This is a genomic window from Pseudonocardia sp. DxW, assembly GCF_058448985.1.
In genome coordinates this window covers 296,718-323,190 of record NZ_JBZFLK010000001.1, presented here as the reverse complement: position 1 = coordinate 323,190, position 26,473 = coordinate 296,718, and the positions used below count along the sequence as shown (strand labels likewise).

The window sequence follows — 26,473 nt, the reverse complement described above, 5'->3', positions numbered from 1 at the left end:
AGAGGAGCCGGACGTGAGCAGGCGGATCGTGACCCGTGACGGGACCGGGCTGTACGTGCGGGTGTCCGGGCCGGAGTCGGCACCGGTGACGGTGCTCCTGGCGCACGGCTGGACCCTCGACGAGCGCTGCTGGGCGCCGGTCGCGGACGTGCTGGCCGGCGGCGCGCAGTCCGCACCGCCGGCCCGGGTGGTCCGCTACGACCACCGCGGCCACGGCCGGTCCGACGACACCCCCGACGAGCACAAGACCCTCGAGCGGCTGGCCGACGACATGGCCGAGGTGATCACCCAGGTCGTCCCGGCCGGGCCGGTGGTGATCGCCGGGCACTCGATGGGCGGGATGACCGCGATGTCGCTCGCCCAGCGGCATCCGGACCTGGTCGCGGCCCGGGTCGCCGGGGTGGCGCTGGTCGCCACCGCCAGCGGCGGGCTCGGCGCGGCGGCGACGCTCGGCATGAGCGGCCGTCCGGCGGAGCTGTTCCTGGCCGGCAAGGAGAAGGTCACCGTCAGTCCGCTGTGGACCGACCGGCGGGCGCTGAGCACGCATCCGGCGCTGCTGCGGGCCGCCGTCCGGCCGTTGCTGCTCGGGCGGCACCCGGACCGCGACGCGGTCCGGCTCACCTGCGACGCGATCGCCGCCTGCCGTCCGACGACGATCTCCGGGTTCACCCCGACGCTGACCGCGCACGAGCGGGACGCGGCGCTGGCCGCGTTCGCCGAGCTCCCGGTCGAGGTGCTGGTCGGGTCCCGGGACCGGCTGACCCCGCCCCGCTACTCGCGCCGGATCCGGGACCGGCTGCCCCGGGCCGGGCTGACCGTGTTCCCGGACGCCGGGCACATGCTGCCCGTCGAGCGGGTCGCCGGCGTGGCGGCCCGGATCGGCGCGCTGGTGTGCGGGACGGCCGGGCTCGACCGGGCGGCGTGACCGCCCGGCCCGGTCGGTGCAGGTGCAGGTGCGGTCAGTGCAGGTCGGTGCGCTGCTGCTCGGGTCGCTGGTCCGGGCTGTCGGTGAGCTTGGGGAATCCGCCGATGCCCCGCCAGGCCAGCGACGTCATCAGCGCCACCGCCTCGTCGCGCGGGACCCGCTGGTCGGAGTCCAGCCAGAACTGGGCGCCGACCTGGCTGAGCCCGACCAGCCCGACGGCGAGCAGCCGGGCCCGGTCCTGGTCCAGCCCGGCGTCGGTGGTGACCGCACCGGCGACCGCGTCGATGCACCGGTCGAGCGCGCTCTCCACCACGGAGGCGGCCTCCGGGTCGCCCCGCAGGTCGGACTCGAACACCAGCCGGTACGCCTTGCCCTCACCGGCGACGAAGTCGAAGTAGGCGGCGACGGCGGCCTGCACGCGTTCCTTGTTGTCGCCGGTCCGCTCGATCGCCCCGGAGACGCGCTCGACGAGCTCCTCGGCGTAGGTCGTCAGCAGCGCCTGGTACAGCTCGAGCTTGCCGGGGAAATGCTGGTAGAGGACCGGCTTGCTGACCCCGGCCCGCTCGGCGATGTCGTCCATCGCCGCCGCGTGGTAGCCCTGCTCGGCGAACACGTCGCGGGCGGCCAGCAGCAGCTGTGCGCGGCGCGCTCCACGGGACAGGCGCGCGCCCCGAGGCGTGGCGGTTCCGGTCATCGGCCCCCTACCTTTCACCCGGTGTGGGGTCACCCTACCCGCTGGTAACCGGGATTACGAACGCTGCGTCATCGGCCTTCCGGAGGTGCGCCGGACGGTGCCCGGACACCCGTCCGGATCCGCCGGGCGCGCACCGCGAGCGCCCCCAGGACCGGCAGCGCGGCGACCGCGGAGCCGGGTGCTCCGGCGACCGCGAGGGCCGTCCCGACGGCCGCCAGCACCGCCGCGGCGACGACCGCGCGACGGGTGTGCGCGCGGGCCCGCCGGGCCAGCACGAGGGCTGCGGCCACCTCGGCGGGGCCGCCCCGGGCGGCGATCCTCGCGGATCCCGTCGCGGGGGCGGGAACCGGGTCCGGCTCGCCGGGACCGGGGGTGGTCACGCCGTCCCCGGCGGGCCAGGGGAACAGCGCGACGGCGAGATCGGCGCCGGCCAGCGCGTCCGGGTCGGTCCCGGGATCGGCCGCGACGGCGACGGTGCGGCCGCGGGCACGCAGTCCCGCGACGGCGGCCGCCCGGGCCGCGGGACCCAGCCCGGCGCGGACGGCGTCCGCGTCCGCCGGGTCCAGTCCGGCGGCCCGGGCGAGGGCGTGCGCGGCACCGTCGTCGTCGGGGGTGAGCAGAGCAGGCGCGGCGCCGGCGGCCCGCAGCGCCGCCGTCCCGGCGGCCACCGACGGGTGCGCGACCCGCTCCAGGGTGCAGACCGCCCGGGCCGCGCCGTCCCAGGCGACGGCGACCACGGAGGCCCCCGCGGCGACGGCGCGCTCGCGCTCCGCCCGCAGGCCGGGCGGGAGCCGGACGCCGTGCTCCCGGAGCCACTCCGCGGAGCCCGCGAGCACCGCGTGCGCCACCACCGTCGCGGCCGGGCCGGGCACGGGACCAGCGGAGCCAGCAGGAGCGGCGGGGCCGGTGGGACCGGCGGGACGAGCGGGACCGGCGGCGTGGTCGGGACCGGCGGGGGCAGCAGGCCCAGCGGGGCCGGCGGCGCGGTCGGGACCGGCAGGACCGACGGGACGAGCAGGACCGGCGGCGCGGTCGGGACCGGTGGCGGGACGAGCGGGATCAGCCGTGCGCGCGGGACCGGCGGGGTGTTCGGCGAGGGCGACCACCGGCTGCCCGGCGACTGTGCCCGCGACTGTGCCCGCCGTCGTACCCGCCGCTGTCCCTGCCGCTGTGCCCGCCGCTGTGCCCGGGCCGATGCCGTTGGCAGGCCGGTTCCCGGCCCCGCCGCGCAGCCGGCCGGTGGCCACCCCCGGCCGCAGTCCGTCGACCGGGACCAGCTCGGCGACCAGCCCGGACACCCCGAGGCCCGGCTGCTCGTCGGCCTCGGCGACGTCCGGCACCGGCCCGCCGTGGGCGGCGGCCAGTGCCCGGGCGACCGGCGCGAGATCGGATCCGGGCCGGCAGCCCGCCGTCACCGACGCGGCCAGCCGCAGCACCGTGGCCGGATCCTCGCCGGGCGCCGGGTGCACGACGACCGCGCCGGGACCGGCCCCGGTGAGCACGTCCGGCCCGGCGAGCACGACGGTGTCGATCCGCGCGACGACGCCGTGCGCGCCGAACGGCCGGGTCCACCCGACCGGGTCCTGGCGGGGCCCGCGGCCGGGCAGCGGCAGCCGCACGTCCGGCCCGCCGGCCCGGTCGGCGGCCCGCACGGCGGCCGGGACCGCGGCGAGCAGCGCGACCGGGCAGGCGGCCAGCAGCACCGCGAGACCGGCCTGGCCCGCCTCCGGCCACGGCTGCCCGGCACCCACCCGGAACCCGGTCACGGCCAGCGCGAGCAGCACCACTGCCGGGACCGCGCGGGCGCACCAGCGGTCCGCCACCGCGCGCAGCGCGTCCCGCGGGCCCGGCGCGGCGCCCGCCGGGCCGGCCCCTCGCGCCGGCCGGCCCGTGCCGGCGGTCGCCGAGCCGTTCCGGCCGGTGCGCTGCACGAGGACCGCGAGCACGGTCAGCACGGCCGCCGTGCCGGGCAGCAGGGCCGGGCCGCCCAGCAGCCCGAGCAGCTCCGCCGGCCCGGCCCCGGCACCCCACCCGCCGAGCACGGCCTGTGGTCCCGCCGGGGAGACGGCCGCGGCGAGCACCGCCGGTGCCGCCCACGCCGACGCGCCGAGCGTCGCGACCGAGACGCCCACGTCGGCGGTGACGGTCCCGGTCCGCAGCGCGGCGGCCGCCGCCCGGTGCCCGGCCCGGCCGGCGACCAGGACGACGCCCGTCGCGAGCAGCACGCTCACCGCGAGCAATCCCGGCAGGGCGGGCGGCGGCGCGAGCGGCGGTCCGGCCACCGGCAGCAGCAGCGCCGTCACAGCGGCGGTGACGGCGACCGGGAACGGCTGCGGGGAGCGCACGGCTCAGCTCCCCGGCGCCGTCGGCAGGGTGAACTCGCAGGAGCGGAGCTCCCCGTCGGACCGGTAGTCGAGGAACAGCCGGTGGTCCCCGGCCGCCGGGACCGATGCGGAGAACGCGATGCCGGGCCCGGCCCGGTCGTCGGCGTCCGCCCCGGTCACCTCCGGCCGCACCGGGAACCGGGCCAGGTCGCCCTGCCGGACCACGGTCAGCGAGCCGAACGCACCGCCGTCGACCGGTTCGAGATCGGTGACCGGGACGCCGTCGCGGGCGACCGTGGCGAACAGCCGCGAGGTGCCGCCGGGCAGCAGCGCGCCGTCCAGCCGGACCTGCTGGTCACTGGGACCGCACAGGCCGGACCGGTCCTCGTGGTCGAACCGGAACGCGCCGTACGGGCCGGGGACGTGCACGTCCACACCGAGATCGAGGGCCGGCCCGCCGGTCGGGGTGAACGCCGCGTAGAGCCGCCACACGCCCTCGCCGGGGAATGTCATCGGGGCCCGCCACACGCCGTCCGGGCCGGCCTCGGCGCGCAGCCGGGTGTACCCGGCGACGTCCCGGCGGATGACGGCGACGTCCATCACCGGCGAGCCGTCACCGGGGGTGTCGAACCGGGTCACCGGCTCGCCGTCCGAACCGGTGACGGTGAAGGTGATCTCGGTGGCCTCCCGCCACGGGTACATCAGCCGGGTCGGGGTGAGCGTGTAGCCGGCCGCGGTGCTGGTCACGCCGCCGGGCTGCGGGACATCCGGCCCGGCGGCCGGGAGCACCCGCCCGTCGCCGAGCTCGGCGGTCTCCCCGCTCTCCGCCGCGGCGATCGCGTCCAGCGCGCCACCGGCCGTCCACGCGCCGGTGAAGACGAGCACGGACGCCGCGCCGAAGCCGGCGAGCCGGGCCGCAGCCGATCCGGCGATCCGCCCCATGCGCGTCCTCCCGTGTCCGGCGTCCCCCCGGTACAACGCGTGGACCGCCCGGTCGTTGCGCTCGGTGTGCGCCGGAGAACGCGGAGTGACGAAGACCGGTGCCGGTGACGAGACGGCCGTCACCCGTGATCGGCGTGGCCGGGCGCGGCACGTCATCCTGGTCGGATGGCCGCCGGTACGTCGCTCCCCGTTCACCCGTCCGTCACCGCGCCCCGGCCCGCCCGCACGCAGGTCCCGCAGCCGCGCACCGCCGATCCGGCGACGCTCGCCACGCTGCCCGACGAGATCCCGCCGTGGCCCGGCGCGACGATCACCGCGGGTGGCGTGTCGCTGCACGTCCGGGCGACCCCGGGGACCGGTGCGGCGTGTGCGCCGGACGCGTCGGAGGCCGTCTACGTGCACGGTCTCGCCGGGTCGGCGACGAACTGGACCGATCTGGCCGGGCTGCTGGCGCCGCGTGCGGCCGGGCTGTCGGTCGACCTGCCCGGGTTCGGCCTGTCCGAGCCGACCGCGGCCCGCGACTACACCCCGGACGGCATGGCGGACGCGCTGCTCTGCTGGCTGGCCGGGCGGCGCGAGCAGCGGGCCCGGGCCGGGGAACGCCACGACGGCCGGTTCCACCTGGTGGGGAACTCGCTCGGCGGGCTGATCGCGATGACCGTCGCCGCCCGGCGTCCCGAGCTGGTGCGGTCGCTGACGCTGGTGTCGCCCGCGATGCCCGACCTGCGCCCCGATCCGCGGCGGCTCTCCGACCCGCGGATGGCGCTGGCCATGGTCCCGGTGCTGGGCCGGGGTGCGCGCCGGGCGCTGGCCGTCGAGCCGGTGCGCGACCGGGCCGAGCGGATCGTGCGGATCTGCTTCGCCGACCCGCAGCGCGGGTCCGAGCGCAGGCTCGACGAGCTGATCGCCGAGCACGAGCACCGCGCGACGCTGCCGTGGGCGGCCGAGGCGACCGACGGCGCCACCCGCGGCCTGCTCGCCACCTGGGCGGGCCGGTCGGCCTGGCAGCGGGCGTCGAAGGTGCGGGCGCCGTCGCTGGTCCTGTGGGGCGGCGCGGACCGGATCGTGTCGCCGCGGCTGGCCCGCCGGACCGCCGCCGCACTGCCGGACGCGCGGATGCTGGTGCTGCCCCGCACCGGGCACGTCGCGCAGATCGAGGACCCCGAGCGGGTGGCGCTCGCCGTCGCCGGGCTGTGGGACGAGACCTGATTGCCCGGTCGGGGAAGATGGAGCGGCCCCGGTGCGTTGAGACGCCCTGAGACCCGCACGTGAACTTCGGAGGAGTGGACGAGATGGCGCTACCGCCGCTGGTGGAGCCGGCTGCCGAGCTCACCAAGGAGGAGGTCGAGCGGTACAGCCGCCACCTCATCATCCCGGACGTCGGGATGGACGGGCAGAAGCGGCTGAAGAACGCCAAGGTCCTGGTCGTCGGAGCGGGCGGCCTCGGTTCGCCCGCGCTGCTGTACCTGGCGGCCGCGGGGGTGGGCACGCTGGGGATCGTCGAGTTCGACGTGGTCGACGAGTCGAACCTGCAGCGTCAGATCATCCACGGCCAGTCCGACGTCGACCGGCCCAAGGCCGAGTCGGCCCGCGACTCGATCCGCGAGGTCAATCCCTACGTCGACGTCCGCCTGCACAACGAGCGGCTGACCAGCGAGAACGTCCTGGACGTGTTCCGGGACTACGACCTGATCCTGGACGGCACCGACAACTTCGCCACCCGCTACCTGGTGAACGACGCGGCGGTGCTGCTCGGCAAGCCCTACGTCTGGGGCTCGATCTTCCGCTTCGAGGGGCAGGCGTCGGTCTTCTGGGAGGACGCGCCGAACGGGCAGGGCCTCAACTACCGCGACCTCTACCCGGAGCCCCCGCCGCCCGGGATGGTGCCCTCGTGCGCCGAGGGCGGCGTGCTCGGCGTGCTCTGCGCGTCGATCGGCTCGATCATGGTGAACGAGGCGGTCAAGCTGATCACCGGGATCGGTGAGCCGCTGCTCGGCCGTCTGGTGATCTACGACGCGCTGGAGACGACCTGGCGCCAGGTGAAGATCCGCAAGGACCCGGAGACGCCGAAGATCACCGAGCTGATCGACTACGAGGCGTTCTGCGGCACCGTCACCCAGGACGCGCAGGACGCGGCCGCCGGGAACACGATCACCGTCGGCGAGCTCAAGCAGATGATCGACGCGGGCAAGGACTTCCAGCTGATCGACGTACGGGAGCCGCACGAGTACGAGATCGTCTCGATCCCGGGGGCGACGCTCATCCCCAAGGACCGGATCCTGTCCGGGGAGGCGCTGTCCGAGATCGCGCAGGACCGGCCGGTGGTGCTGCACTGCAAGTCCGGTGGCCGTTCCGCCGAGGCGCTGGCGGCCCTGCACCGGGCCGGTTTCGCCGACGCCGTGCACGTCGGTGGCGGCGTGCTGTCCTGGGTGAAGCAGATCGACCCCTCGCAGCCGACGTACTGACCGTCGCGCTCACTGCACCGACACGGCCGCCGTCCCGCACACGCGGGACGGCGGCCGTTCTGGTAACCGGTGAGTAACCGTCCAACTACTTGATACGCGGTCCGATTTCACTCCGCCGAACGGGTGAAGATCGGGGATTCGGCTCCGAAGTGGACCGTTTCGCCGAAACATCACGCCGGGTCACCGCGACAAGCCGGTGCGCGCCGGTGACCGGCGTGACGACGGCGGGGGAGGACACTGTGGACGGACCGGTGCGACGGTGTGCGCTGGACGGTTGCGACGTGGTGATCGAGCCGGACGACGGTCCGCCGGTGGCGCGGCCGCAGCGCCGGTACTGCTCCGCTGCGCACCGGGTCCGGGCCCGGCAGGCGCGCCGGGCCGCGGCCCAGGCGGCGGGTGACGAGCGGCTCGCCGGGACGCTCCCGTGGCTGCGCGAACCCGAGCCCGAGCCCGAACCCCGGCCCGCGCCCGAGACCCGGCCCCGGCCTCAGACCGGTCCCCGGTCCGGGACCCGGCCCGGCTCCGGGGCCGGACGCGTCGGGGAGGAACCGCGCCCGGATCGTGCGGCCGCGGCGCCCGGGGGCCGCGACCGTCCGCTGCGGTCCGATGCCCCGGCCCGGCAGCGCGCGCCGCGCGGGCCGCTGCGGCACCGCCGGACGTTCGCCCTGATCGGGGCCACCGCGACCCTGCTCGCCGGATACGCCCTGATCACGACGCCGCCGGTACCGCCGGTCGGCGGACCCGGCGCCGACGGCGGCCGTACCGCGGACGAGTGGGCGGGCGACGCGCGGATCGCACTGGCGGCGCTGGACGAGCAGCTGGTGACCCTGGAGGAGGCCGAGCAGACCTGGCGCAGCTCCCCGCACGCCGGGCAACGCACCCCGGCCCCGGTGGCCCGGCTGCAGCAGCGGCGGGACGTCCTGCGCCAGCAGCAGGCCGCGCTGCGGTCGCAGCTGGACGTGTACGCCTCACGGGGGAAGGTCGGGGACTCGCTGGCGCTCGCCGAGCAGGAGCTCGCCGAGATGGAGCAGATCGTCGCGGAGCTGCCCCCGCCTACCCGGCGGATGGGTGAGCAGGTGGCGGCGGCGGCGTCGCTGGAGGAGCAGCGGGACCTGCGGGCCCGCCGCCGCGACACCACGGCCGAGGAGCTGAGGGCCCTGGAGGAGGGGCTGCGGCGGGCGACGGCGGCGCCGCTGCCGGGTGACCGGACGGGCACCGACCAGGTGTCCGGGGACGTGCTCGCGCTGGCCCGCGGCGAGCGCCCCGTGTCGCCGGAGCCGATCGGCCGCCGCCGGGACCTGCAGATCGTGGCGGGCGGCCGGGAGACCGCGGGAGACCGGGGACGGGACGACGTGAGCACCAGCGGGCCGCCGCTGGATCCGCGCGGGCCGCGGGACGGCGGCACGGCGTCGGCGGAGCCGGAGCCGGAACCGCGGGGGACCGGCGATCGCGCCCCGCAGCAGCCCGCCGGGCCGGGACAGGCGCTCGGCGGCGTGGTCTCGGAGGCCGCCGACGGGATCGACACCCTGGTCGGTGGCCCGTCCGGCGGGCGTGCCGCGCGGACCGGCGGATCGGAGGGAGCCGGACGTCCGGCCCGGGACGCCGGACCGGACGGCCCGGTCGCCGACGCCGGCTCGCGGGTCGGTCTCGTCGCACCGCCGGGCCGGGGCGGGGCGGACCGCCCGTCGCCGGTCCCGCGGAACCGCCCCGCACCGGAGGCGGCCGGGCCGGACCGCTCCGGGCAGTCCCCCTCGGCGACCTCCCGTGCGGAGCCGTCCCGACCGGGCCGGACCGCCCGTCGCCGTTCCCACGGAACCGCCCGGCCCCGGACGGCCCGGTCGAGCGGATCGGCGAGGGGGCCGGCCGGGTGACCGAGGGTGTGGGCGACACCGTGCAGGACGCCGGCCGGGCGCTGGGCGAGGTCACCGGCGGTCCGGGCCGTCGCACCGGCACGACGCAGCCGGACAACGAGCCGGGCGGGGTGCGTCCCGGCCGGTCCGGGGAGGACCGGTCGGGTGGGTCGGCCGACTCCGGGGCGGCGGAGCGCGGGCCCGGCGCGGGAGCGCGGCCGGCCGATCGGGATGCGGCCCGGGAGACGCCTGCGGGATCCGGCTCGGGTCCCGTGGCGCCCCGGGATGCGAACCCACCGGCGGAGCGGTCCCGCGCGGCCGAGCCGTCCCGCCCCGCGGTCCTCGACCGCGCCGCGGACGAGTCCCGCTCGGAGCAGTCGGACCGGTCGGATCAGCCGGGCCGGTCGGATCAGTCGGACCGGTCCGGGCAGCCGGAGCGTTCGCGCTCCGGGGCGGCCGCGGGTGCGATCGAGCGGGTCGCCGCGGTGCGCTCGGAGGTACTGGGCGGCGCGGACCGGTCGGGCGGCGCGGACCGGTCGGGCAGCGCGGATCGGTCGGGTGGCGCGGATCGGTCGGGCGGTGCAGCGGGCTCGGTCAGCCCCGAGCGGTCCGGCAACTCCGAGCGTTCCGGCAGCTCCGAGAGCTCCCAGGGGTCCGGTGGCCAGGAGCGATCCGGTGACGCGGACCGGTCGAGGAGCACAGAGCGGTCCGGTGACACAGAGCGGTCCGGTGACGGCACCCCGTCCGGCGGCCCGGAGCGTTCCGCGGAACGCTCCGCGGCCCCGGAGCAGTCCCGCGGGCCGGGCCGCTCGGACGCATCCGGCTCCGCCGGCGGGATCGCCTCCGCGGTCGCCGGCTCCTACGTCGAGGCGGTGATGGGCAAGGAGGCCGCCGCGCCGGTGCTCGCCGAGGCCGACCGGCAGGCCGAGGAGCAGATGGCGGAACGGGTGAACGAGTGGGCGGCGAGCCGTTCGACCGATGGTGCCCGGGACGGTTCCGCGGAACGGTCCTCGGCCCGGGACACCGATCGCGACGGCGGCACGGGCAGCAGTGGCCGGGACTCCGGCGGGGATTCGGCAGGGAGTTCCGGCGACGATTCCGGCGGGGGCTCGGGAGGGAGCTCCGGTGGGGATTCCGGCGGGGGCTGGGACGGCGGCTCCGGCGGCGCCGGCCGGTGGACCTCCGGCGGTGCGCAGGACTGAGCACCGCCCGGGACGCGGCCGGGCTGGTGTACGGCGCCCCCGTGCAGCGGGGCGCCGAGCCCCGGCGGCGGCGCGGCCGGACCGGTCCGGCCGCGCTCGTCCACCGAACGTGGTGACGCGTTGCGGCTGTTCGGGCGTGGCGCGGTCCGGAGTATCCGGTGGCGCGGGTACCGTCGCGACCGTGACCGCTGCCCGCCCGCTCGCCACCGCGCCGGCCGCGAGCGCCCTGCCCGAGCACGTGCGCGTCGCCTTCGGCGTGCGTGACACCGCCCCACGTCCCGTCGTGTGGGCCGGCCAGCGGGCCTGGCAGTGCGGCGACACGCTGCTCCGCCCGGTCTCCGACCACGTCGTCGCCGCCTGGTCGGCGACCGTCCTGGAGAACCTGGAGGTCGAGGGCGTCCGGCTGGCCCGCCCGGTGCGGTCCAGCGACGGCCGCTGGGTGGTCGGCGGCTGGGCCGCGTCTCGCTACGTCCCCGGCGCGCCGGAGCCCCGGCACGACGAGGTCGTCGCCGCGTCCCTGCGGCTGCACGCCGCGACGTCCACGGTGCTGCGGCCCCGGCTGCTCGACGACCGCGACGACCTGCTGTCCCGATCGGCCGCCGCCGCGTTCGGCGAGCGCAGGCTGGACCTGCATCCGGAGACCGGTGGCCGGCTGTTCGCCGAGCTCGCCGCGCACCGGCGCACGATCCGGCTCACCCCGCAGGTCGTGCACGGCGAGCTGTTCGGCGCGATGCTGTTCGACCCGACCGGCCGCCCCGCCGTGCTCGATCTGGTTCCGTTCTGGCGCCCGGCCGAGTGGGCCGCCGCCGTCGTCGTGGTCGACGCCGTCGCCTGGGGCGGGGCCGACGAGGACCTGATCGAGCGCTGGTCGGAGCTGCAGGAGTGGCCGCAGTCGCTGCTGCGGGCCGTGCTCTACCGGCTCGCCCTGCACGCCCAGCACCCGGAGGCCACCGCCGAATCGCTGTCCGGGATCGAGCGGGTCGCCGGGCTGATCAGCCGCAGGCTCTGAGCCGGGTGACGACGGTGTCGCTCGTGCTGACCGGTGCCGCCGGCAACATGGGGACGCTGCTGCGGCCCCGGCTCGCCCGCGACGGCCGGGTGCTGCGCCTGCTCGACAGCGCGCCGCTCACCGCCGGACCGGGGGAGCAGGTGCACGCCGGATCGGTCACCGATCCCGCGGTGGTCGCCGCCGCCGTCGACGGGACCGACGCCGTCGTCCATCTGGCCGGCATCAGCGGCGAGGCCGGCTGGGACGAGATCGTCGAGGCGAACCTGACCGGCACCCGCACGGTGCTCGACGCCGCGGTCGCCGCCGGTGTCCGGACCGTCGTCCTGGCGTCCAGCAACCATGCCGCCGGGTTCCGCACCCGCGACGACGGCGTTCCGCTGCCCGCGACCACCGGGCACGCCCCGGACACGTTCTACGGCTGGAGCAAGGCCGCCGTCGAGGCGCTGGGCAGGCTGTACCACGAGCGCTACGGCCTGACCGTCGTCAGCCTGCGGATCGGGACGTGCTTCGACGAGCCGCGCAACGCCCGCGCGCTCGCCACCTGGCTGTCGCCGGACGACGCGGCCCGGCTGGTCGAGGCCGCCGTCGATCCCGGCACCCGCGGCCACCACGTGGTGTGGGGCGTGTCGGCGAACACCCGCCGCTGGTGGTCGCTGGAGGAGGGCGCGGCGATCGGCTTCCACCCGCGCGACGACGCCGAGGTGTTCGCCACCGCGATCCTGGCCGGCGGCCCGGAGCCGGATCCGGCCGCGCCCGAGCACCACCGCGTCGGGGGCGGGTTCTGCGAGCTCCCGCTCGGCGTCCGGATGCGCTGACCTACCGCACTTCTCACAGGCGTGACAACGTGCATGTGAGATAAGCGTTTCCGGCGTGTCACAGGGGGCCACCCGTCGGAAACTGGGGCTCCTTAGCGTCGTCGACGACGTGAACGCCGGCGATCAGGAGTGCCATCCGTGACGACCTCAGCTTCCCCCGGCCGCCGTTTCGGCGGACGCTGGATCGAGCACTGGGACCCCGAGGACGAGGGGTTCTGGGAACGCACCGGTAAGAAGATCGCCTCCCGCAACCTCTGGCAGTCGATCTTCTCCGAGCACATCGGGTTCTCGGTGTGGACGATGTGGTCGGTCCTGGTGCTCTTCATGGGGCCGGAGTACGGCATCGACGCGGCCCAGAAGTTCTTCCTGGTCGCGGTGCCGACCCTGGTCGGGGCGATCCTGCGGCTGCCCTACACGTTCGCGGTGGCCCGTTTCGGCGGCCGGAACTGGACGATCTTCTCCGCGGCCCTGCTGATCGTGCCGCTGCTGCTGGCGCTGATCGTGATCGAGCCGGGCGTCTCGTACACGACGCTGCTGCTGGTCGCCGCGGTCGCCGGTGTCGGCGGCGGGAACTTCGCCTCGTCGATGGCGAACATCAACGCGTTCTACCCGGAGCGGAGCAAGGGCTGGGCGCTGGGCCTGAACGCGGGCGGCGGCAACCTGGGCGTGCCGGTGGTGCAGCTGCTCGGGCTGCTGGTCATCGCGACCATCGGGGCCGGGCAGCCCCGGGTGCTGATCGCGATCTACATCCCGCTGGTGATCGTGTCCGCGGTGCTGGCGTGGCTGCGGATGGACAACATCGCCGCCATGTCGAACGACACCGGCGCCTTCGCCGAGGCCTGCCGGGACCGGCAGACCTGGATCATGTCGTTCCTCTACATCGGCACCTTCGGCTCGTTCATCGGCTACTCGTTCGCCTTCGGCCTGGTGCTGCAGAACCAGTTCGACCGCACCCCGCTGCAGGCGGCGGCGGTCACCTTCATCGGGCCGCTGATCGGCTCGCTGATCCGCCCGATCGGCGGCCGGCTGGCCGACCGGTACGGCGGCGCCAACGTGACACTGTGGAACTTCGCCGGGATGGCGGTCGCCACGCTGATCATCATCGCCGCGTCCGGTGCGCAGTCCCTCGCGGTGTTCACGCTCGGCTTCATCCTGCTGTTCACGCTGTCCGGCATCGGGAACGGCTCCACCTACAAGATGATCCCGGCGATCTTCACCGGGCGCGCCCGGGTCGCGATCGCCGCGGGTGGCGACCGGGAGACCGAGCTCGGCACCGCGCGCAGGCTGTCCGGTGCGGTGATCGGCATTGCCGGGGCGGTCGGGGCGCTCGGCGGCCTGTTCATCAACCTGGCGTTCCGGCAGTCGTTCCTGACCGTCGAGTCGGGTACGCCCGCGTTCTGGAGCTTCCTCGCGTTCTACGTGGTGTGCATCGGCGTCACCTGGGCGGTGTACCTGCGACCGAAGCAGGCGTCCGTGCCGGGCGGCGCCGAGCTCGCCCGGGTCTGACCGGTGGGTCCCGGCGAGAACCGGACCGCCACCCACTGCCCGTACTGCGCGCTGCAGTGCGGGCAGTGGGTCGGGCCGTCCGGCGAGGTCGACGCCCGCGACTTCCCGACCAACGCGGGCGGGATGTGCCAGAAGGGCTGGACCTCCTCTGCTCTGCTCACCCACCCGCAGCGGCTGACGAGGCCGCTGGTCAGGGACTCGCGGACGGCCGGTTTCCGGGAGACCGGCTGGGACGACGCGCTCGGCGGGATCGCCGGGCGGCTGGCCGCGCTGCGCGCCGAGCACGGGCCCGACTCGGTCGCCGTGTTCGGCGCCGGCGGCCTCACCAACGAGAAGGCGTACCTGCTCGGCAAGTTCGCCCGGGTCGCGCTGGGCACCTCCCAGATCGACTACAACGGCCGATTCTGCATGTCGTCGGCGGCCGCCGCGGGCAACCGCGCGTTCGGGATCGACCGCGGACTGCCGTTCCCAGTGACCGATCTCGACGACGCCGAGCTCGTCGTGCTGGCCGGTGCGAACGTCGCCGAGACGATGCCGCCGCTGATGTCGCACCTGGGCACGGCACGGCTGGTCGTGATCGATCCCCGGCGCACGCCGACCGCCGAGCGGGCGATAGCGTCCGGCGGCCTGCACCTGGCGCCGCGCCCGGGCACCGACCTGGTGCTGGCGCTCGGGATGCTGCACGCCGCCGTCGTCGACGGGCACCTGGATCTCGGCTACGTCGACGACCGGACCAGCGGGTTCGACGACGTCTGGCTGATCGCGTCGCAGTGGTGGCCGGAACGGGCCGAGCGGATCTGCGGGGTCGCCGCCGCCGACATGCGCACCGTCGTCCGGTGGCTGGCGACGACGTCGCGCCGGTACGTGCTGACCGCCCGCGGTGCCGAGCAGCACGCGCACGGCGTCGACACGGTCACCGCGTGGATCAACCTGTCGCTCGCGCTCGGTCTGCCCGGCCGGCCCGGATCCGGGTTCGGGACGATCACCGGCCAGGGCAACGGCCAGGGTGGCCGCGAGCACGGCCAGAAGTCCGACCAGCTGCCCGGCTACCGGCGGATCGACGATCCGGCCGCCCGCGCGCACGTCGCGTCGGTGTGGGGTGTCGATCCGGCCTCGCTGCCCGGTCCCGGCCGCAGCGCCGTCGAGCTGCTGGACTCGCTCGGACGGCCCGGCGGACCGAAGGCGCTGCTGGTGTTCGGTTCGAACGTGCTGGTGTCCGCACCGGACGCCCGCGCCGTCGCCGACCGGCTGGACGCGCTGGACCTGCTGGTCGTCGCCGACGTCGTGCCCGGGGAGACGGCGATGCGCGCCGACGTGCTCCTCCCGGTGGCCCAGTGGGCCGAGGAGGAGGGCACCATGACCAACCTGGAGGGCCGGGTGCTGCGCCGCCGGCGGGCACTCGCCCCGCCGTCGGACGTCCGCACCGACCTGGAGGTGATCTCCGGGCTGGCCGCCGCGCTGGACGCGCCGGGGGCGTTCCCGGCGGACCCGGAGACGGTGTTCGACGAGCTGCGGCGCGCGTCGTCCGGCGGGATCGCCGACTACGCGGGTGTCTCGTACGCGCGGCTGGACGCGGGGGAGGCGCTGCACTGGCCGTGCCCCGCCGAGGACCATCCGGGGACGCCGCGGCTGTTCGCGGACCGGTTCGCGCACGCCGACGGCCGGGCCCGGATGGTGCCGGTCGAGCACGTCGAGCCGGACGAGGACGTCGACACCGGATACCCGCTGCGGGCCACCACCGGGCGGGTGCTCGTGCACTACCAGTCCGGTGCGCAGACCCGGCGGGTCGACGAGCTCGCCGTGATCGATCCGGAGGTGTTCGTCGAGGTGCACCCGGACACCGCCGCCCGGCACGGGCTCGCCGACGGCGACCTCGCCGACGTGACCTCCCGGCGCGGCACCACGACGGCCCGGGTGCGCTGCGTGCCGACGCTGCGGCCGGACACCGTGTTCCTGCCGTTCCACTACGGCGGGGCGGGCGCGGCGAACAACGTCACGAACCCGGCGCTGGACCCGGTGAGCCGGATGCCGGAGTTCAAGGTCGCCGCGGTGCGGCTGGAGCCGGCCCGGCTCACCGTGGACGGGGGTACGCCGGTCGAGGCCGCCGCCCGGGCCTGAGCGGCTCATCGGCCGCCGATCCCGGCGGCCAGATCGTCGACATCGACCGACCGGATCCGGGGCGCGCCCAGGGGAGGACGTGGTGGACCTCGCACCAGGCGGGTGGCCGGTCGCAGCCGGGGTGGGCGCAACCGCGGTCGCGGGCGATCAGCGCGCGGCGCTGAGGGCCGGTGAAGGTGCGCCTGGCCCGCCCGACGTCGACCGGTCGACCGTCACCGCCGAACACCACCGGCAGCACGCGGCATCACAGGCGAGCATCCGCAGCGCTGCCGGACCCAGCTGCCCGCCGAACTCCAGGGTCGCCGCCCGCGCGCGCCGTTCGAGGTCGTCGAGCTGCACGGTCACCACGAGCTGCGGGCGGCGCCCGCCGGACTCGGGCAGCACCCGTCCCGGGGCATGGGCGAGGGCGAGAACCCGCAGAGCTCGGCCAGGGCTTCGGCGGCGCGTTCCGGGTTGTCCCGCGTGTCGTCGGCGTCGGCGGGCCCGGACAGTGTGTCGAGGGCGGCGGCGATCCGGTCGAACATCGCGGCGTATTGAGTCCATGTTCGACAGTCCGTTGTCGCAGCTCAGCGACCGTTCGTCGGTTTGCGATCGCGAACCTGGGATCGGGTCAGCCGATCCGTGGATGCACCGCCCAGCGTCCCGGCAGGTCGTAGAACCGCCCGGCGCGGACGGCGACCAGGCCTCGGTACAGCGCGAGCGACAGCGCCACCGCCACCGCCGTGACCAGCGCGACGATCCCGTACTGCGCGGCGGCCGGCGGGTCGATGCCGGCCAGCAGCGCGGTGAGCAGGGCGACCAGCGGCACGTTCGCCAGGTAGATCGGCAGCGTCCGCCTGCCCAGCGCGGCGACGCCCCGCCCGATCCGCCACCGGGCGAGCTGCGCGGACGCCAGTACGCCGCCGTCACCACCCACAGCGGCGACGACCGGGCGGCGACCCACTCGACGGGCCGGCGGCCGTGCCAGCCGAGTACGAAGAAGAACGCGTAGCGGGCGGTGAGCTCCCAGGCGTGCCAGCCGAACTCGACGATCCCGGCGCCGACCAGTGTGCTCAGCACGCCGGTCGCGGCGAGCAGCACCCAGCCCGGGACGCGGCGCAGCAGCCCGGGCCGCGACCGAGTAGAGCGCCAGCGCGTAGAGGAACCACATCGACGGGTCCGGGTACAGCAGGACCAGCGGTAGTTCGGCGGCGTCGAGCACGGCGAAGTCGGGTGCGCTGCCCGCGGGCAGCGGGGTGACCACGGCGAACTGCACGAGCGTCCAGAGCAGGTAGAGCCAGCCGAACAGGGCGACCCGCCGGTGCAGCAGGGTCCGCCAGCCGCGTTCCAGGACCGGCAGGAACATCACCGCGTGGTGCAGCACCACCAGGACGATGCTGATGCCCTTCGTGACGTCGACCCAGCCGAGCCGTCCGCCGGCGGGCTGCCGGGTCGTCGTGGCCCTGTGCCTCCCGGTTCGCGTGCGAGTCAATCGACCCTCCGGGCGCCGTCGCGGGTGTGTACGTCACCCCGCGTGGCGGTTCGGGGCAGTGGGACGATGTCGCTGCGCAACTGCATAGCCCGTTCGGGGCAGCACGGCCGGGCCCCCGTGGCTGATCTCACGCTCTGCGGTCGACGTCGTCAGGCCGGCCCACCCGGTACGACGACGCCGGTCTCGTAGGCGTGCACCACCAGTCCGACCCGGGGCGTCGTGTCCAGCTTGGTCAGCAGACGGCTCACGTAGGACTTCACGGTGGCGACGCCGATGTGCAGGTCGCGGGCGATGTCGGCGTTGGACCGGCCGCGGGCGACCAGCACGAGCACGTCCCGCTCCCGGGCGGTGAGCGCCGGGCCGGTGCCCTGCGGCACCGGCGGCGGGGCGGCCGCGAACGCCTCGACCAGCCGGCGGGTGATCACCGGGGAGAGCAGCGCGTCGCCGTCGGCGGCGACCCGGACGGCGCGCAGCAGCTCCTCCGGCGAGGTGTCCTTCACCAGGAACCCGACGGCGCCGGCCCGGAGCGCGCCGAACACGTACTCGTCGAGCCCGAACGTGGTGAGGATGACGACGCGGACCCCGCCGAGCGCGGGATCCGCGGTGATCGTGCGGGTGGCGCCGATCCCGTCGCCGCCCGGCATCCGGACGTCCATCAGGACGACGTCGGGGCGGGTCGCCCGCACCGCCCGCACGGCGTCGTCACCCCGGCCGGCCTCGCCGACGACGGTGAAGCCGTCGGTCCCGCTGAGCAGCGCGACGAAGCCGGCGCGGACCAGGTCCTGGTCGTCGGCCACGACCACCCGCAGCGTCATCCCGGCCCCGTACCGGTCCGCAGCGGGAGGGTGGCGTGCACCCGGAAGCCGCCGTCCGGCCGTCGTCCGGCCCGCAGGTCGCCGCCGAAGATCGTGACCCGCTCGCGCATGCCCAGCAGGCCCAGCCCGCCGTCGCCGCGGGGCGCCGCCGGGGCACCGCGGTCGTTGTCCACCCGCAGCGTCAGCAGCCGGCCCGTACAGCCGATCCGGACGTGCACCGCCGCACCCGGTGCATGCACCGTCGCGTTCGTGACGGCCTCCTGGACCAGCCGGTACAGGGTGTGCCGGATGCTGCCGGGGAGCCCGTCGACGTCGGTGCCGGCGTCGACGTCGAGACGTCCCCGGGTCGCCCGGTCGAGCAGCGCGGCGAGCTCGGCCCGCCCCGGCGCCGGGCCGGGCGCGGCGGGTTCGCCGCCGGGGGCGAGCACGGAGAGCAGGTCGCGCAGGTCGTCCGACGCGGATCGGCCCACCTGTTCGATCACCGCCAGGGCCGGTGCGGCCTGCGCCGGCTGCGATCCGGCGAGGAACCGTGCGACACCGGACCGGACGGTGATCACCGACAGGGAGTGCCCGACGACGTCGTGCAGCTCGCGGGCGATCCGCAGCCGCTCGGCCAGCGCGGCACGCTCGGCGTCGTCGTCCCGCTGACGTTCGGCGGCCAGCGCGGCCCGCCCGGCCAGCCGGGACGCGTGCCTGCGGCGCCGCGCGAGACGGCCGAGCGCCCACGCGGTGGTCAGCGCGAGGACGCTCACGAGCGCCAGTGGATGGTCGAAGTACGGGGCGCGCAGCAGCGCCAGGACGCCGAGCAGGGCGTACACCCCGAACAGGGCGGCCGTCGCGGGGAGCGTGCCGCGCCAGGCGCCGGCCGAGTAGAGCGCGACCGCCAGGCACAGCGGGAGCTCCGCGGCGTTCCCGCCGAGCAGGACGACGGCGGCGGTCGCCGACGCCGTCACGGCCAGCGCCGGGACCGGGCAGGTCCGGCGGCCGGCGAGAGCCAGCGCACCGGCCGCGGTGAGCCCGAGCAACAGCGGGCCCGGCTCGCGGTAGACGTAGGCGTCGGTCGATCCGGCGAGCGCGCCGCTCACCGCGAGGACGGCCGCGATCACGCCGATCCCCAGATCGACCAGGCGGTCGCGGGGGCCGGGACGGTCGTCGGCGGTGTCCGGCCCGGCGGTGTCCGGCACGGTGGTGGCCGGCACGGTGGTGGCCGGCACGCTGGTGTCCGGCACGGCGGGGCCGGCCGGTGGCGCGGGCCGGGCGCGCAGTGCGCCGAGCATCCGGCGCAGGTCCTCCAGCGCGGTGCGGCCCAGTCGCTCGATGTCGCCGAGCACGGCGGCCGGGGCGCCGGGGCCGGTCGTGCCGCTCCGGGCGTCCGCGGCCAGTCCGGTGATCGTGGTGAGCGTCCGGCTCACGACCTCGTGCAGCTCTCGGGCGATCCGCAGCCGTTCCGCGGTGACCGCCCGGTCGGCGGCCTCGGCCCGGGTCCGCTCGGCGGTGGTGATCCTGAGCTGCGCTTTGCTCTGCTCACCTGTCCAGCGACGGACCAGCGCGCCGACCCCCCAGGCCCCCGCGACGACGAGATGTTCGGGCAGCGACGCGCCGTCGTACCAGGGCGGGTTCTGTACCGCCCAGACGACCGCGCCCGCGGCGTAGACGGCCGCCAGGCACGGCACCGAGACCACCGGTGGCCGATGGACCGCGACGGTGAACAGGGCGACCAGCATGCAGACCGCGATGAGATCCGGTTCCCAGCCCAGCCACTCGGCGGTGGTGCTCGCGGCCGCCGTGACGGCGAGGACGGCGACCGGGGCCCGGCGCCGGAACGCCAGGGCGGCTCCCGCGACGAGTGCGGCGGCGACCAGCCGCGCGTCCGGGGATGGTTCCACGTGGCCGAGCGACGGGTCCTCGGTCAGCGCGCTCGCCACGCTGACCGCGGTCAGGGCCAGCGCGAGCGCCGCGTCCAGCGCGGTCGTCCGGGAGCGGCCCGGGTCCGCCCCGGCGGGGTCCGGCGGGGCGCCCGGTCCACCGGGCGGCGGCGGCGCGGCGGCGGGGGCACCGGGCGGTCCGGCACCGGCACCGGCACCGGCACCGGCACCGGCACCGGCACCGGCACCGGCACCGGCACTGCCACCGGCACCGGCACTGGCACCGGCACCGGCACTGCCACCGGCACCGGCACCGGCACCGGCACCGGCACCGGCACCGGCACTGCCACCGGCACCGGCACCGGCACCGGCACCGGCACTGCCACCGGCACCGGCACCGGCACTGGCACCGGTGGCCGGCGGGATGGCGCGACTGGGCGGCGGTTCGGTGTGGCTGCCGCGGGGCGGTTCGGTGTGGCTGCCGCGGGGCGGTTCGGTGTGGCTGCCGCGGGGCGGCCCGGCGGCACGGTGCGGCGCCGCCACGGGGGACCGGTCCGCGTCCACGGCGAGCAGGGTACGGCGGATCGGCCGCCACCGGACCGGCCCACGGGGGGACCCCGCGAGCCCGTCCCGGGACGGAATCGCCGGGCCGGGACGTCCCGGTGACGGTTGCCGCGATGGGCCCCGCCGGCCGCAGCGGCCGGTCCGCGGCGCGGCGCAGGCTGGCGCCGTCACCGAACACCGGGAGGAAACGATGACCGCTGTGAACCCGGGCCGGGCGCAGGCACCGGATCCCGCACCGTCCGGGCGCCGTCCGTCGTGGCCGGACACCGCCGTCGCCGCCGGGGGGCTGGTGACCGCGGTCGGGGCTGCGGCCTACGTCTCCTCCCACGTCCTGCTGACCGGGATGAGCGGCCGGGAGGCGGTGGGCAGCCCGCTGTGCGTGACGGCGAACCTCGTCATGACGGCCGGTCTGGTCACCCTGGTGCTCGGGCTGCCGTCGTTCGGCGCGCGATCGGGACTGCCGCGGGTCGCGGTGGCCGTCGCGGTGGCGGCGTGCGTGTTCGCGGCCGCCAACGCGTGGTCGATGGGCACCGAGCTGGCGGGGCTCACCGGGCTCGTGACCGACGCCCAGTGGGAGGCGATGGACAACCCGATGGTGCTGCTGAGCCGGGTGCCGAAGATGGTGCTCGGGCTGGTCGGCTTCGGCGCACTGGCGGTGGCCGGCTGGCGGCGGCGCGCGTTCTCCCGCGGCGCGTGCGTGCTGCTGGCGCTGGGGGCCGTGGTCGGACTGCTGCCGCCGCACCAGCCGGGGGCGCTGGTGGCCGGGGTGGCACTGGGCTGGGCGGCCCTGACCGTCCGGCGCTGAGCATCCGGCGGGCCGGGCACCCACCCGACGGTCGCCGACCGTCCGGCGGCGGGCGCGCGCGGCGGGCCGGGCACCCCGCCGACGGTCCGGCGGTGGGCACCCGGTGGAAACGGGCTGCCCGTCGAGCACTGTCAGGGTTACCCTGACAACTATGACCATCAGCCTGGAGCACGTGCTCACCACCGACGTCGGCCCCGCCGCCCGGGCGGTCACCGCCGTCGCGGTCGCCGAGCTCGACCGGCACGCCGACGCCGTCGCCGGTGTCCCGCCGCTGCCCGGCACCCCCGAGTGGGAGGCGGAGCAGGGCACCGACCTCCCGGCCCGCCGGGAGACCGCCTGGCAGCTCGCCGCGTTCCGGATCGCGCTCGCGGCCGGCCTCGATCCGCTGCCGAACCTGCTGGGGCTGCGGGTGGCCGGGGTCAGCTGGGCGACGATCGGCCGGGCGGCCGGGATCACCCGGCAGTCCGCGCACGAGCGCTGGGCCGGCCGGGTGGCCGCCGTCCACCAGGGGCAGTGGACCGGGATGTGACGCACCGCCGATCCCGCCCGGCCGCGGCCATCGGCCGCACCGTCGGGCGGGCCCCCGGCGCGGCCATCCGCCTCACGGTCCCCACCTGCGGAGAATGAGGACCTCGTAACTCCCGTGTCATCCCGGGCCGCCTGCGTGTAACCCCGCGTTCCTAACGTCGTGGCCATGAGCAGGCGCGTGGTGGTGGTCGGGCACGGGATGGTCGGTGCCCGGTTCGCCGAGGAGGTCCGCCGGCGCGACCCGGACGGCGAGCGGGTGTCGCTGACCGTCCTCGGCGCCGAGGCCCACCCCGCCTACAACCGGGTGCTGCTGTCCACCGTGCTCGCCGGCGGATTGACCGCGCCGATGGTGGCGCTCCCGGCCGCGGAGGGGGTGACCGTGCACCCCGGCGTCGCCGCGACCGCGCTGGACCGGTCGGCGCGCGTCGTGCACGACACCGCGGGCGCCGAGCACCCTTACGACGAGCTGGTCCTGGCCACCGGCTGCCGGGCCTGGCTGCCCCCGGTCGACGGCCTGGCCGGTGCCGACGGCGCCCCGGCGCCCGGGGTCAGCCTGTTCCGCGATCTCGACGATTGCGCGCGGATCCTCGACGTGGCCGAGCCGGGGGCGCGGATCGCCGTCGTCGGCGGCGGGCTGCTCGGCGTGGAGGCGGCCCGCGGGCTCGCCGGCCGCGGCGTCGCCGTCACCCTGGTGCATCCGCGCACCCACCTGATGGAACGCCAGCTCGACGCCGGCGCCGGTGAGGTGCTCGCCGGGGCGCTGCGCGGGCTCGGCGTCGACGTGCGCTGCGGGGTCGGCGCCAAGGCGTGGGCCCCGGAGACCGGCCTGGACTGCGACGACGGCACCCGGATCGCCGCGGACGCGGTCGTCGTCGCCGCCGGGGTGCGGGCCGAGACCGGGCTCGCCGCCGGCGCCGGGCTCGCCGTCGACCGGGGGATCCTGGTGAACGACCGGCTCGCCACCGACGACGGCCGGGTGCACGCCATCGGCGACTGCGCCCAGCATCCCGCGGCCGCCGCCGGGCTGGTGCAGTCCGGCTGGGAGCAGGCCGCGGTGCTCGCCGACCTGCTCACCGGGGCCGACCCGGCCGCCCGCTACCGCGGCACCCGCCCGGTCGCCAGGCTGAAGGCGGCCGGGATCGATCTCGCCGCGCTCGGTGACGTCGCCGACGGCGACGAGCAGCTGCACGTCTCCGATCCGCGCCGCGGCCGGTACGGGCTGCTGGCGCTGCGCGACGACCGGGTGGTCGGCGCGATCATGATGGGCCTCCCGGACGCCGCCGCGGCCGTGATCGGGCTCTTCGACTCCGGCGCGCCCGCCCCGTCCGACCGGCTCGCGCTGCTGCTCGGGCGCGCGCTGCCCGGTGAGCCGGCCGCCGCGGGGGACCCGGGCCGGCTGCCGGGCACCGCCGTCGTCTGCCGTTGCAACACCGTCACCAAGAACGCGCTGGTCGCCGCGTGGCGCGAGGGCGCCCGCGAGCTGGACGCGCTGTCCCGCCGGACCCGTGCCGCGACCGGCTGCGGCAGCTGCCGGGACGCCGTCTGCGGGATCCGCGAATGGCTGGAACACGCCGATCCGTCGCGGGAGAGCGCGGCATGAAGGGGGAACGCACCGTGAGTCGTCTGGTGGTCGTCGGGAACGGCATGGTCGGGCATCGGCTCGTCGCCGCGATGCGCGACCGGGACACCGCGGGGGACTGGGAGGTCACCGTCCTCGGCGAGGAGTCCCGCCGCGCCTACGACCGGGTCGCGCTGTCGTCCTACGTGGACGGGAGCTCCGAGGAGGATCTCCGGCTCGACGACGACGCCCTGCGCGGTGATCCGCTCGTCACCTACCACCTGGGTGACGCCGTCACGACCATCGACCGGGACGCCCGCCGGGTCACCACCGCCTCCGGCCGGGTCCTCGGCTACGACGCGCTGGTGCTGGCCACCGGCTCGTACCCGTTCGTCCCGCCGGTGCCCGGCCGGGACCTGCCCGGCTGCTTCGTCTACCGCACCCTCGACGACCTGGACGCGATCACCGAGGCCGCCGCGGCCGCCTCGGCAGATCCGGAGCGGAAGGGCCGGCCGTCGGCGATCGTCGTCGGCGGTGGGCTGCTCGGGCTGGAGGCGGCCCGCGCGATGCGGCTGCTCGGGCTGTCCCCGCAGGTCGTGGAGATCGCGCCGCGGCTGATGCCGGTGCAGGTCGACGAGGGCGGGGGAGCGCTACTGCGCTCGCTGGTCGAGTCGCAGGGCATCGCGGTCCGCACCGGGGTGTCGCTGACCGGGATCGCCGCCGACCGCGGCCGGCTGGTCGGGACGCTGTCCGACGGCGTCGAGCTGGACGCCGACCTGGTCGTCTTCTCCGCCGGGATCCGGGCGTCCGACCAGCTGGCCCGCGACTGCGACCTGCCGGTCGGGGAGCGCGGCGGGGTGCTGGTCGACGACCGCTGCCGCACCGGCGACGACGCCGTGTGGGCGATCGGCGAGTGTGCCGCCCTGGACGGCCGGACCTACGGCCTGGTCGCGCCCGGGTACGCGATGGCCGAGGTGGTCGCCGACCGGCTGCTCGGCGGCGGCGCCCGGATGACGCCCGAGGAGCTGGACATGTCCACCCAGCTCAAGCTGCTGGGCGTCGACGTGGCCAGCTTCGGCGACGCGCACGCCGAGACCGACGGCGCGCTGGAGATCGTCGTCAACGACCCGGTCGCCGGAACGTACTCGAAGCTGGTGGTGTCCGACGACGCGTCCACCCTGCTCGGCGGGGTGCTGGTCGGCGACGCGTCCCGCTACGGCTCGCTGCGGCCGCTGGTCGGCTCGGCGCTGCCGGACGATCCGGTCACGCTGATCTCGAAGGGCGGGGCCGAGCCGGACGCGTCCGCGCTGCCGGACTCGGCGCAGATCTGCTCCTGCAACGCCGTGACCAAGGGCGCGCTGTGCGCGGCGATCGACGACGGCGCGCACGACGTGCCGGCGCTCAAGGCGTGTACGCGGGCCGGCACCACCTGCGGGTCCTGCGTGCCGACGCTCAAGAAGATCCTGGAGCAGCAGGGCGTCGAGGTGTCGAAGGCGCTGTGCGAGCACTTCGACCGGTCGCGGGCCGAGCTGTTCCAGATCGTCGCCGGGGCCGGGATCACCTCGTTCTCCGAGCTGATCGCGACGCACGGCCGCGGCGCCGGCTGCGACATCTGCAAGCCGGTCGTCGCGTCGATTCTGGCGACCCTCTACAACGAGCACGTCCTCGACGGCGAGCGGGCCACCCTGCAGGACACCAACGACCACTTCCTGGCGAACATGCAGCGCAACGGGACCTACTCGGTGGTGCCGCGGATCGCCGGCGGCGAGGTGACCCCGGAGGGGCTGATCGTGATCGGTGAGGTGGCCCGCGACTTCGGGCTCTACACCAAGATCACCGGCGGGCAGCGGATCGACATGTTCGGCGCCCGGGTCGACGACCTGCCGGCCATCTGGCGTCGGCTGGTCGACGCCGGGTTCGAGTCCGGGCACGCCTACGGCAAGTCGCTGCGGACGGTGAAGTCCTGCGTCGGCACCACCTGGTGCCGCTACGGCGTGCAGGACTCGGTCGGGATGGCCGTCGAGCTGGAGCTGCGCTACCGCGGGCTGCGGTCCCCGCACAAGATCAAGTCCGGGGTCTCGGGCTGTGCCCGGGAGTGCGCCGAGGCGCGCTCCAAGGACTTCGGGGTGATCGCCACCGAGGCCGGCTGGAACCTCTACGTCGGCGGCAACGGCGGGTTCACCCCGCGGCACGCCGAGCTGCTCGTCTCCGACGTCGACTCGGCGACCCTGATCCGGACCATCGACCGGTTCCTGATGTTCTACGTCCGCACCGCGGACCGGTTGCAGCGCACCGCACCGTGGATCGAGTCGATGGAGGGCGGGCTCGACCACCTGCGGTCGGTGATCGTCGACGACTCGCTGGGCATCTGCGCGGAGCTCGACGCCGCGATGGCCCGGCACGTCGACTCCTACGCCGACGAGTGGGCCGGCGTGCTCGACGACCCGGAGAAGCTGGCCCGCTTCGTGTCCTTCGTCAACGCGCCCGATGCGCCCGACCCGACCATCCGGTTCGTGCAGGAGCGGGGCCAGAACGTGCCCGCTCCCGGGCGGCCGGACGAACCCGTCCTGATCGGCCTCCCGGAGGTGTCCCCGCGATGACGGCCGTGCACACGTCCCCGGTCCCCGCAGGTGTCGACGACGAGCCGTCCGGCTGGGTCGAGGTCTGCGCCGTGCACCGGCTGCTCCCCGGCCGCGGGGTCGCGGCGCTGGTCGGCGACGTCCAGGTGGCGTTGTTCCGGCTCGCCGACGGCGCGCTGTACGCGGTCGGCAACGTCGACCCGTTCAGCGGGGCCGGGGTGATGTCCCGGGGCATCACCGGCGACCGGGCGGGCGAGCCGACCGTCGCCTCACCGATCCTGAAGCAGGTCTTCGCGCTGCGCGACGGCCGCTGCCTGGACGACGACACTGTGAGCCTGCCCGCCTTCGCCGCGCGCGTCGTGGGCGGCTCGGTACAGGTCGGGATACGGTGAGACTTCCGACCCGAGCAGCCGCGACCACCACCACCCGCGACATTCC

The 26,473-nt window shown here is 76.3% G+C and carries 22 protein-coding genes; 14 read left to right on the top strand and 8 right to left on the bottom strand.

The window, feature by feature from the left end; translation table 11 throughout:
• Positions 1-13 precede the first annotated feature (13 nt).
• On the top strand, positions 14-925 hold the full coding sequence (locus ACVJO7_RS01535) for an alpha/beta fold hydrolase (protein WP_491671388.1): 912 nt from the start codon (positions 14-16) through the stop codon (positions 923-925).
• A 34-nt stretch (positions 926-959) separates the two neighbouring features.
• Here the strand turns inward: ACVJO7_RS01535 and ACVJO7_RS01530 are convergent, their stop codons facing one another.
• From ACVJO7_RS01530 to ACVJO7_RS01520, 3 genes are all read right to left on the bottom strand, one after another.
• A complete protein-coding gene (locus tag ACVJO7_RS01530) occupies positions 960-1,619 on the bottom strand; it encodes a TetR/AcrR family transcriptional regulator (protein ID WP_358483168.1) in 660 nt (219 codons plus the stop codon).
• Positions 1,620-1,687: 68 nt separating this feature from the next.
• Complete coding sequence (locus ACVJO7_RS01525; protein WP_491671387.1) at positions 1,688-3,964, bottom strand: hypothetical protein; 2,277 nt, start codon at positions 3,962-3,964, stop codon at positions 1,688-1,690.
• Positions 3,965-3,967: 3 nt separating this feature from the next.
• Complete coding sequence (locus ACVJO7_RS01520) at positions 3,968-4,885, bottom strand: DUF8832 domain-containing protein (RefSeq protein WP_491671386.1); 918 nt, start codon at positions 4,883-4,885, stop codon at positions 3,968-3,970.
• Between the two features lie 165 nt (positions 4,886-5,050).
• Here ACVJO7_RS01520 and ACVJO7_RS01515 point away from each other — a divergent pair, with 165 nt between their 5' ends.
• From ACVJO7_RS01515 to ACVJO7_RS01480, 8 genes are all read left to right on the top strand, one after another.
• Positions 5,051-6,094, top strand: a complete 1,044-nt coding sequence (locus ACVJO7_RS01515) for an alpha/beta fold hydrolase (RefSeq protein ID WP_491671385.1) — start codon at positions 5,051-5,053, stop codon at positions 6,092-6,094.
• A gap of 83 nt (positions 6,095-6,177) precedes the next feature.
• Positions 6,178-7,350, top strand: coding sequence for an adenylyltransferase/sulfurtransferase MoeZ (gene moeZ / locus ACVJO7_RS01510; protein WP_344022382.1), 1,173 nt, complete (start codon positions 6,178-6,180; stop codon positions 7,348-7,350).
• 281 nt (positions 7,351-7,631) lie between these two features.
• Entirely contained in the window at positions 7,632-9,221 is a 1,590-nt protein-coding gene (locus ACVJO7_RS01505; protein ID WP_491671384.1) for a hypothetical protein, read from the top strand.
• On the top strand, positions 9,218-10,402 hold the full coding sequence (locus ACVJO7_RS01500; protein ID WP_491671383.1) for a hypothetical protein: 1,185 nt from the start codon (positions 9,218-9,220) through the stop codon (positions 10,400-10,402). The genes ACVJO7_RS01505 and ACVJO7_RS01500 overlap by 4 nt, the downstream gene beginning before the upstream one ends.
• Positions 10,403-10,583: 181 nt before the next feature.
• Positions 10,584-11,411 carry a TIGR02569 family protein gene (locus ACVJO7_RS01495; RefSeq protein ID WP_491671382.1) on the top strand — a complete coding sequence of 276 codons (828 nt, stop codon included), beginning with the start codon at positions 10,584-10,586 and terminating at the stop codon, positions 11,409-11,411.
• A gap of 5 nt (positions 11,412-11,416) precedes the next feature.
• Positions 11,417-12,226 carry an NAD-dependent epimerase/dehydratase family protein gene (locus ACVJO7_RS01490; protein ID WP_491671381.1) on the top strand — a complete coding sequence of 270 codons (810 nt, stop codon included), beginning with the start codon at positions 11,417-11,419 and terminating at the stop codon, positions 12,224-12,226.
• Between the two features lie 138 nt (positions 12,227-12,364).
• Complete coding sequence (locus tag ACVJO7_RS01485) at positions 12,365-13,732, top strand: nitrate/nitrite transporter (protein ID WP_344022390.1); 1,368 nt, start codon at positions 12,365-12,367, stop codon at positions 13,730-13,732.
• A gap of 3 nt (positions 13,733-13,735) precedes the next feature.
• Positions 13,736-15,850, top strand: coding sequence for a molybdopterin oxidoreductase family protein (locus ACVJO7_RS01480; protein WP_491671380.1), 2,115 nt, complete (start codon positions 13,736-13,738; stop codon positions 15,848-15,850).
• A 147-nt stretch (positions 15,851-15,997) separates the two neighbouring features.
• On the opposite strand, the gene ACVJO7_RS01475 is transcribed toward ACVJO7_RS01480, so the two are convergent.
• The 5 genes from ACVJO7_RS01475 to ACVJO7_RS01455 form a co-directional block, all read right to left on the bottom strand.
• The gene (locus tag ACVJO7_RS01475; RefSeq protein WP_491671379.1) at positions 15,998-16,195 is read right to left on the bottom strand and encodes a hypothetical protein; all 198 of its coding nucleotides are present in this window, start codon (positions 16,193-16,195) and stop codon (positions 15,998-16,000) included.
• Positions 16,192-16,374 carry a hypothetical protein gene (locus ACVJO7_RS01470; RefSeq protein WP_491671378.1) on the bottom strand — a complete coding sequence of 61 codons (183 nt, stop codon included), beginning with the start codon at positions 16,372-16,374 and terminating at the stop codon, positions 16,192-16,194. The genes ACVJO7_RS01475 and ACVJO7_RS01470 overlap by 4 nt, the downstream gene beginning before the upstream one ends.
• Positions 16,375-16,460: 86 nt before the next feature.
• A complete protein-coding gene (locus ACVJO7_RS01465; protein ID WP_491671377.1) occupies positions 16,461-17,321 on the bottom strand; it encodes a hypothetical protein in 861 nt (286 codons plus the stop codon).
• 149 nt (positions 17,322-17,470) lie between these two features.
• Complete coding sequence (locus ACVJO7_RS01460) at positions 17,471-18,136, bottom strand: response regulator transcription factor (protein ID WP_491671376.1); 666 nt, start codon at positions 18,134-18,136, stop codon at positions 17,471-17,473.
• Positions 18,133-20,565 (bottom strand): histidine kinase, encoded by a 2,433-nt coding sequence (locus ACVJO7_RS01455; RefSeq protein WP_491671375.1) that lies wholly within the window; start codon positions 20,563-20,565, stop codon positions 18,133-18,135. Before ACVJO7_RS01455 ends, ACVJO7_RS01460 begins: the two co-directional genes overlap by 4 nt.
• A gap of 190 nt (positions 20,566-20,755) precedes the next feature.
• Between ACVJO7_RS01455 and ACVJO7_RS01450 the strand changes: the two genes are divergently transcribed.
• The 5 genes from ACVJO7_RS01450 to nirD all read left to right on the top strand — a co-directional run bounded on the left by ACVJO7_RS01450 (position 20,756) and on the right by nirD (position 26,427).
• A complete protein-coding gene (locus tag ACVJO7_RS01450; RefSeq protein WP_491671374.1) occupies positions 20,756-21,370 on the top strand; it encodes a hypothetical protein in 615 nt (204 codons plus the stop codon).
• Between the two features lie 151 nt (positions 21,371-21,521).
• Entirely contained in the window at positions 21,522-21,899 is a 378-nt protein-coding gene (locus tag ACVJO7_RS01445) for a hypothetical protein (protein WP_491671373.1), read from the top strand.
• 165 nt (positions 21,900-22,064) lie between these two features.
• Complete coding sequence (locus ACVJO7_RS01440) at positions 22,065-23,498, top strand: FAD-dependent oxidoreductase (protein ID WP_491671372.1); 1,434 nt, start codon at positions 22,065-22,067, stop codon at positions 23,496-23,498.
• A gap of 14 nt (positions 23,499-23,512) precedes the next feature.
• The gene (gene nirB, locus ACVJO7_RS01435; protein WP_491671371.1) at positions 23,513-26,056 is read left to right on the top strand and encodes a nitrite reductase large subunit NirB; all 2,544 of its coding nucleotides are present in this window, start codon (positions 23,513-23,515) and stop codon (positions 26,054-26,056) included.
• Entirely contained in the window at positions 26,053-26,427 is a 375-nt protein-coding gene (gene nirD, locus ACVJO7_RS01430; protein WP_491671370.1) for a nitrite reductase small subunit NirD, read from the top strand. Before nirB ends, nirD begins: the two co-directional genes overlap by 4 nt.
• The last annotated feature ends 46 nt before the right edge of the window (positions 26,428-26,473 follow it).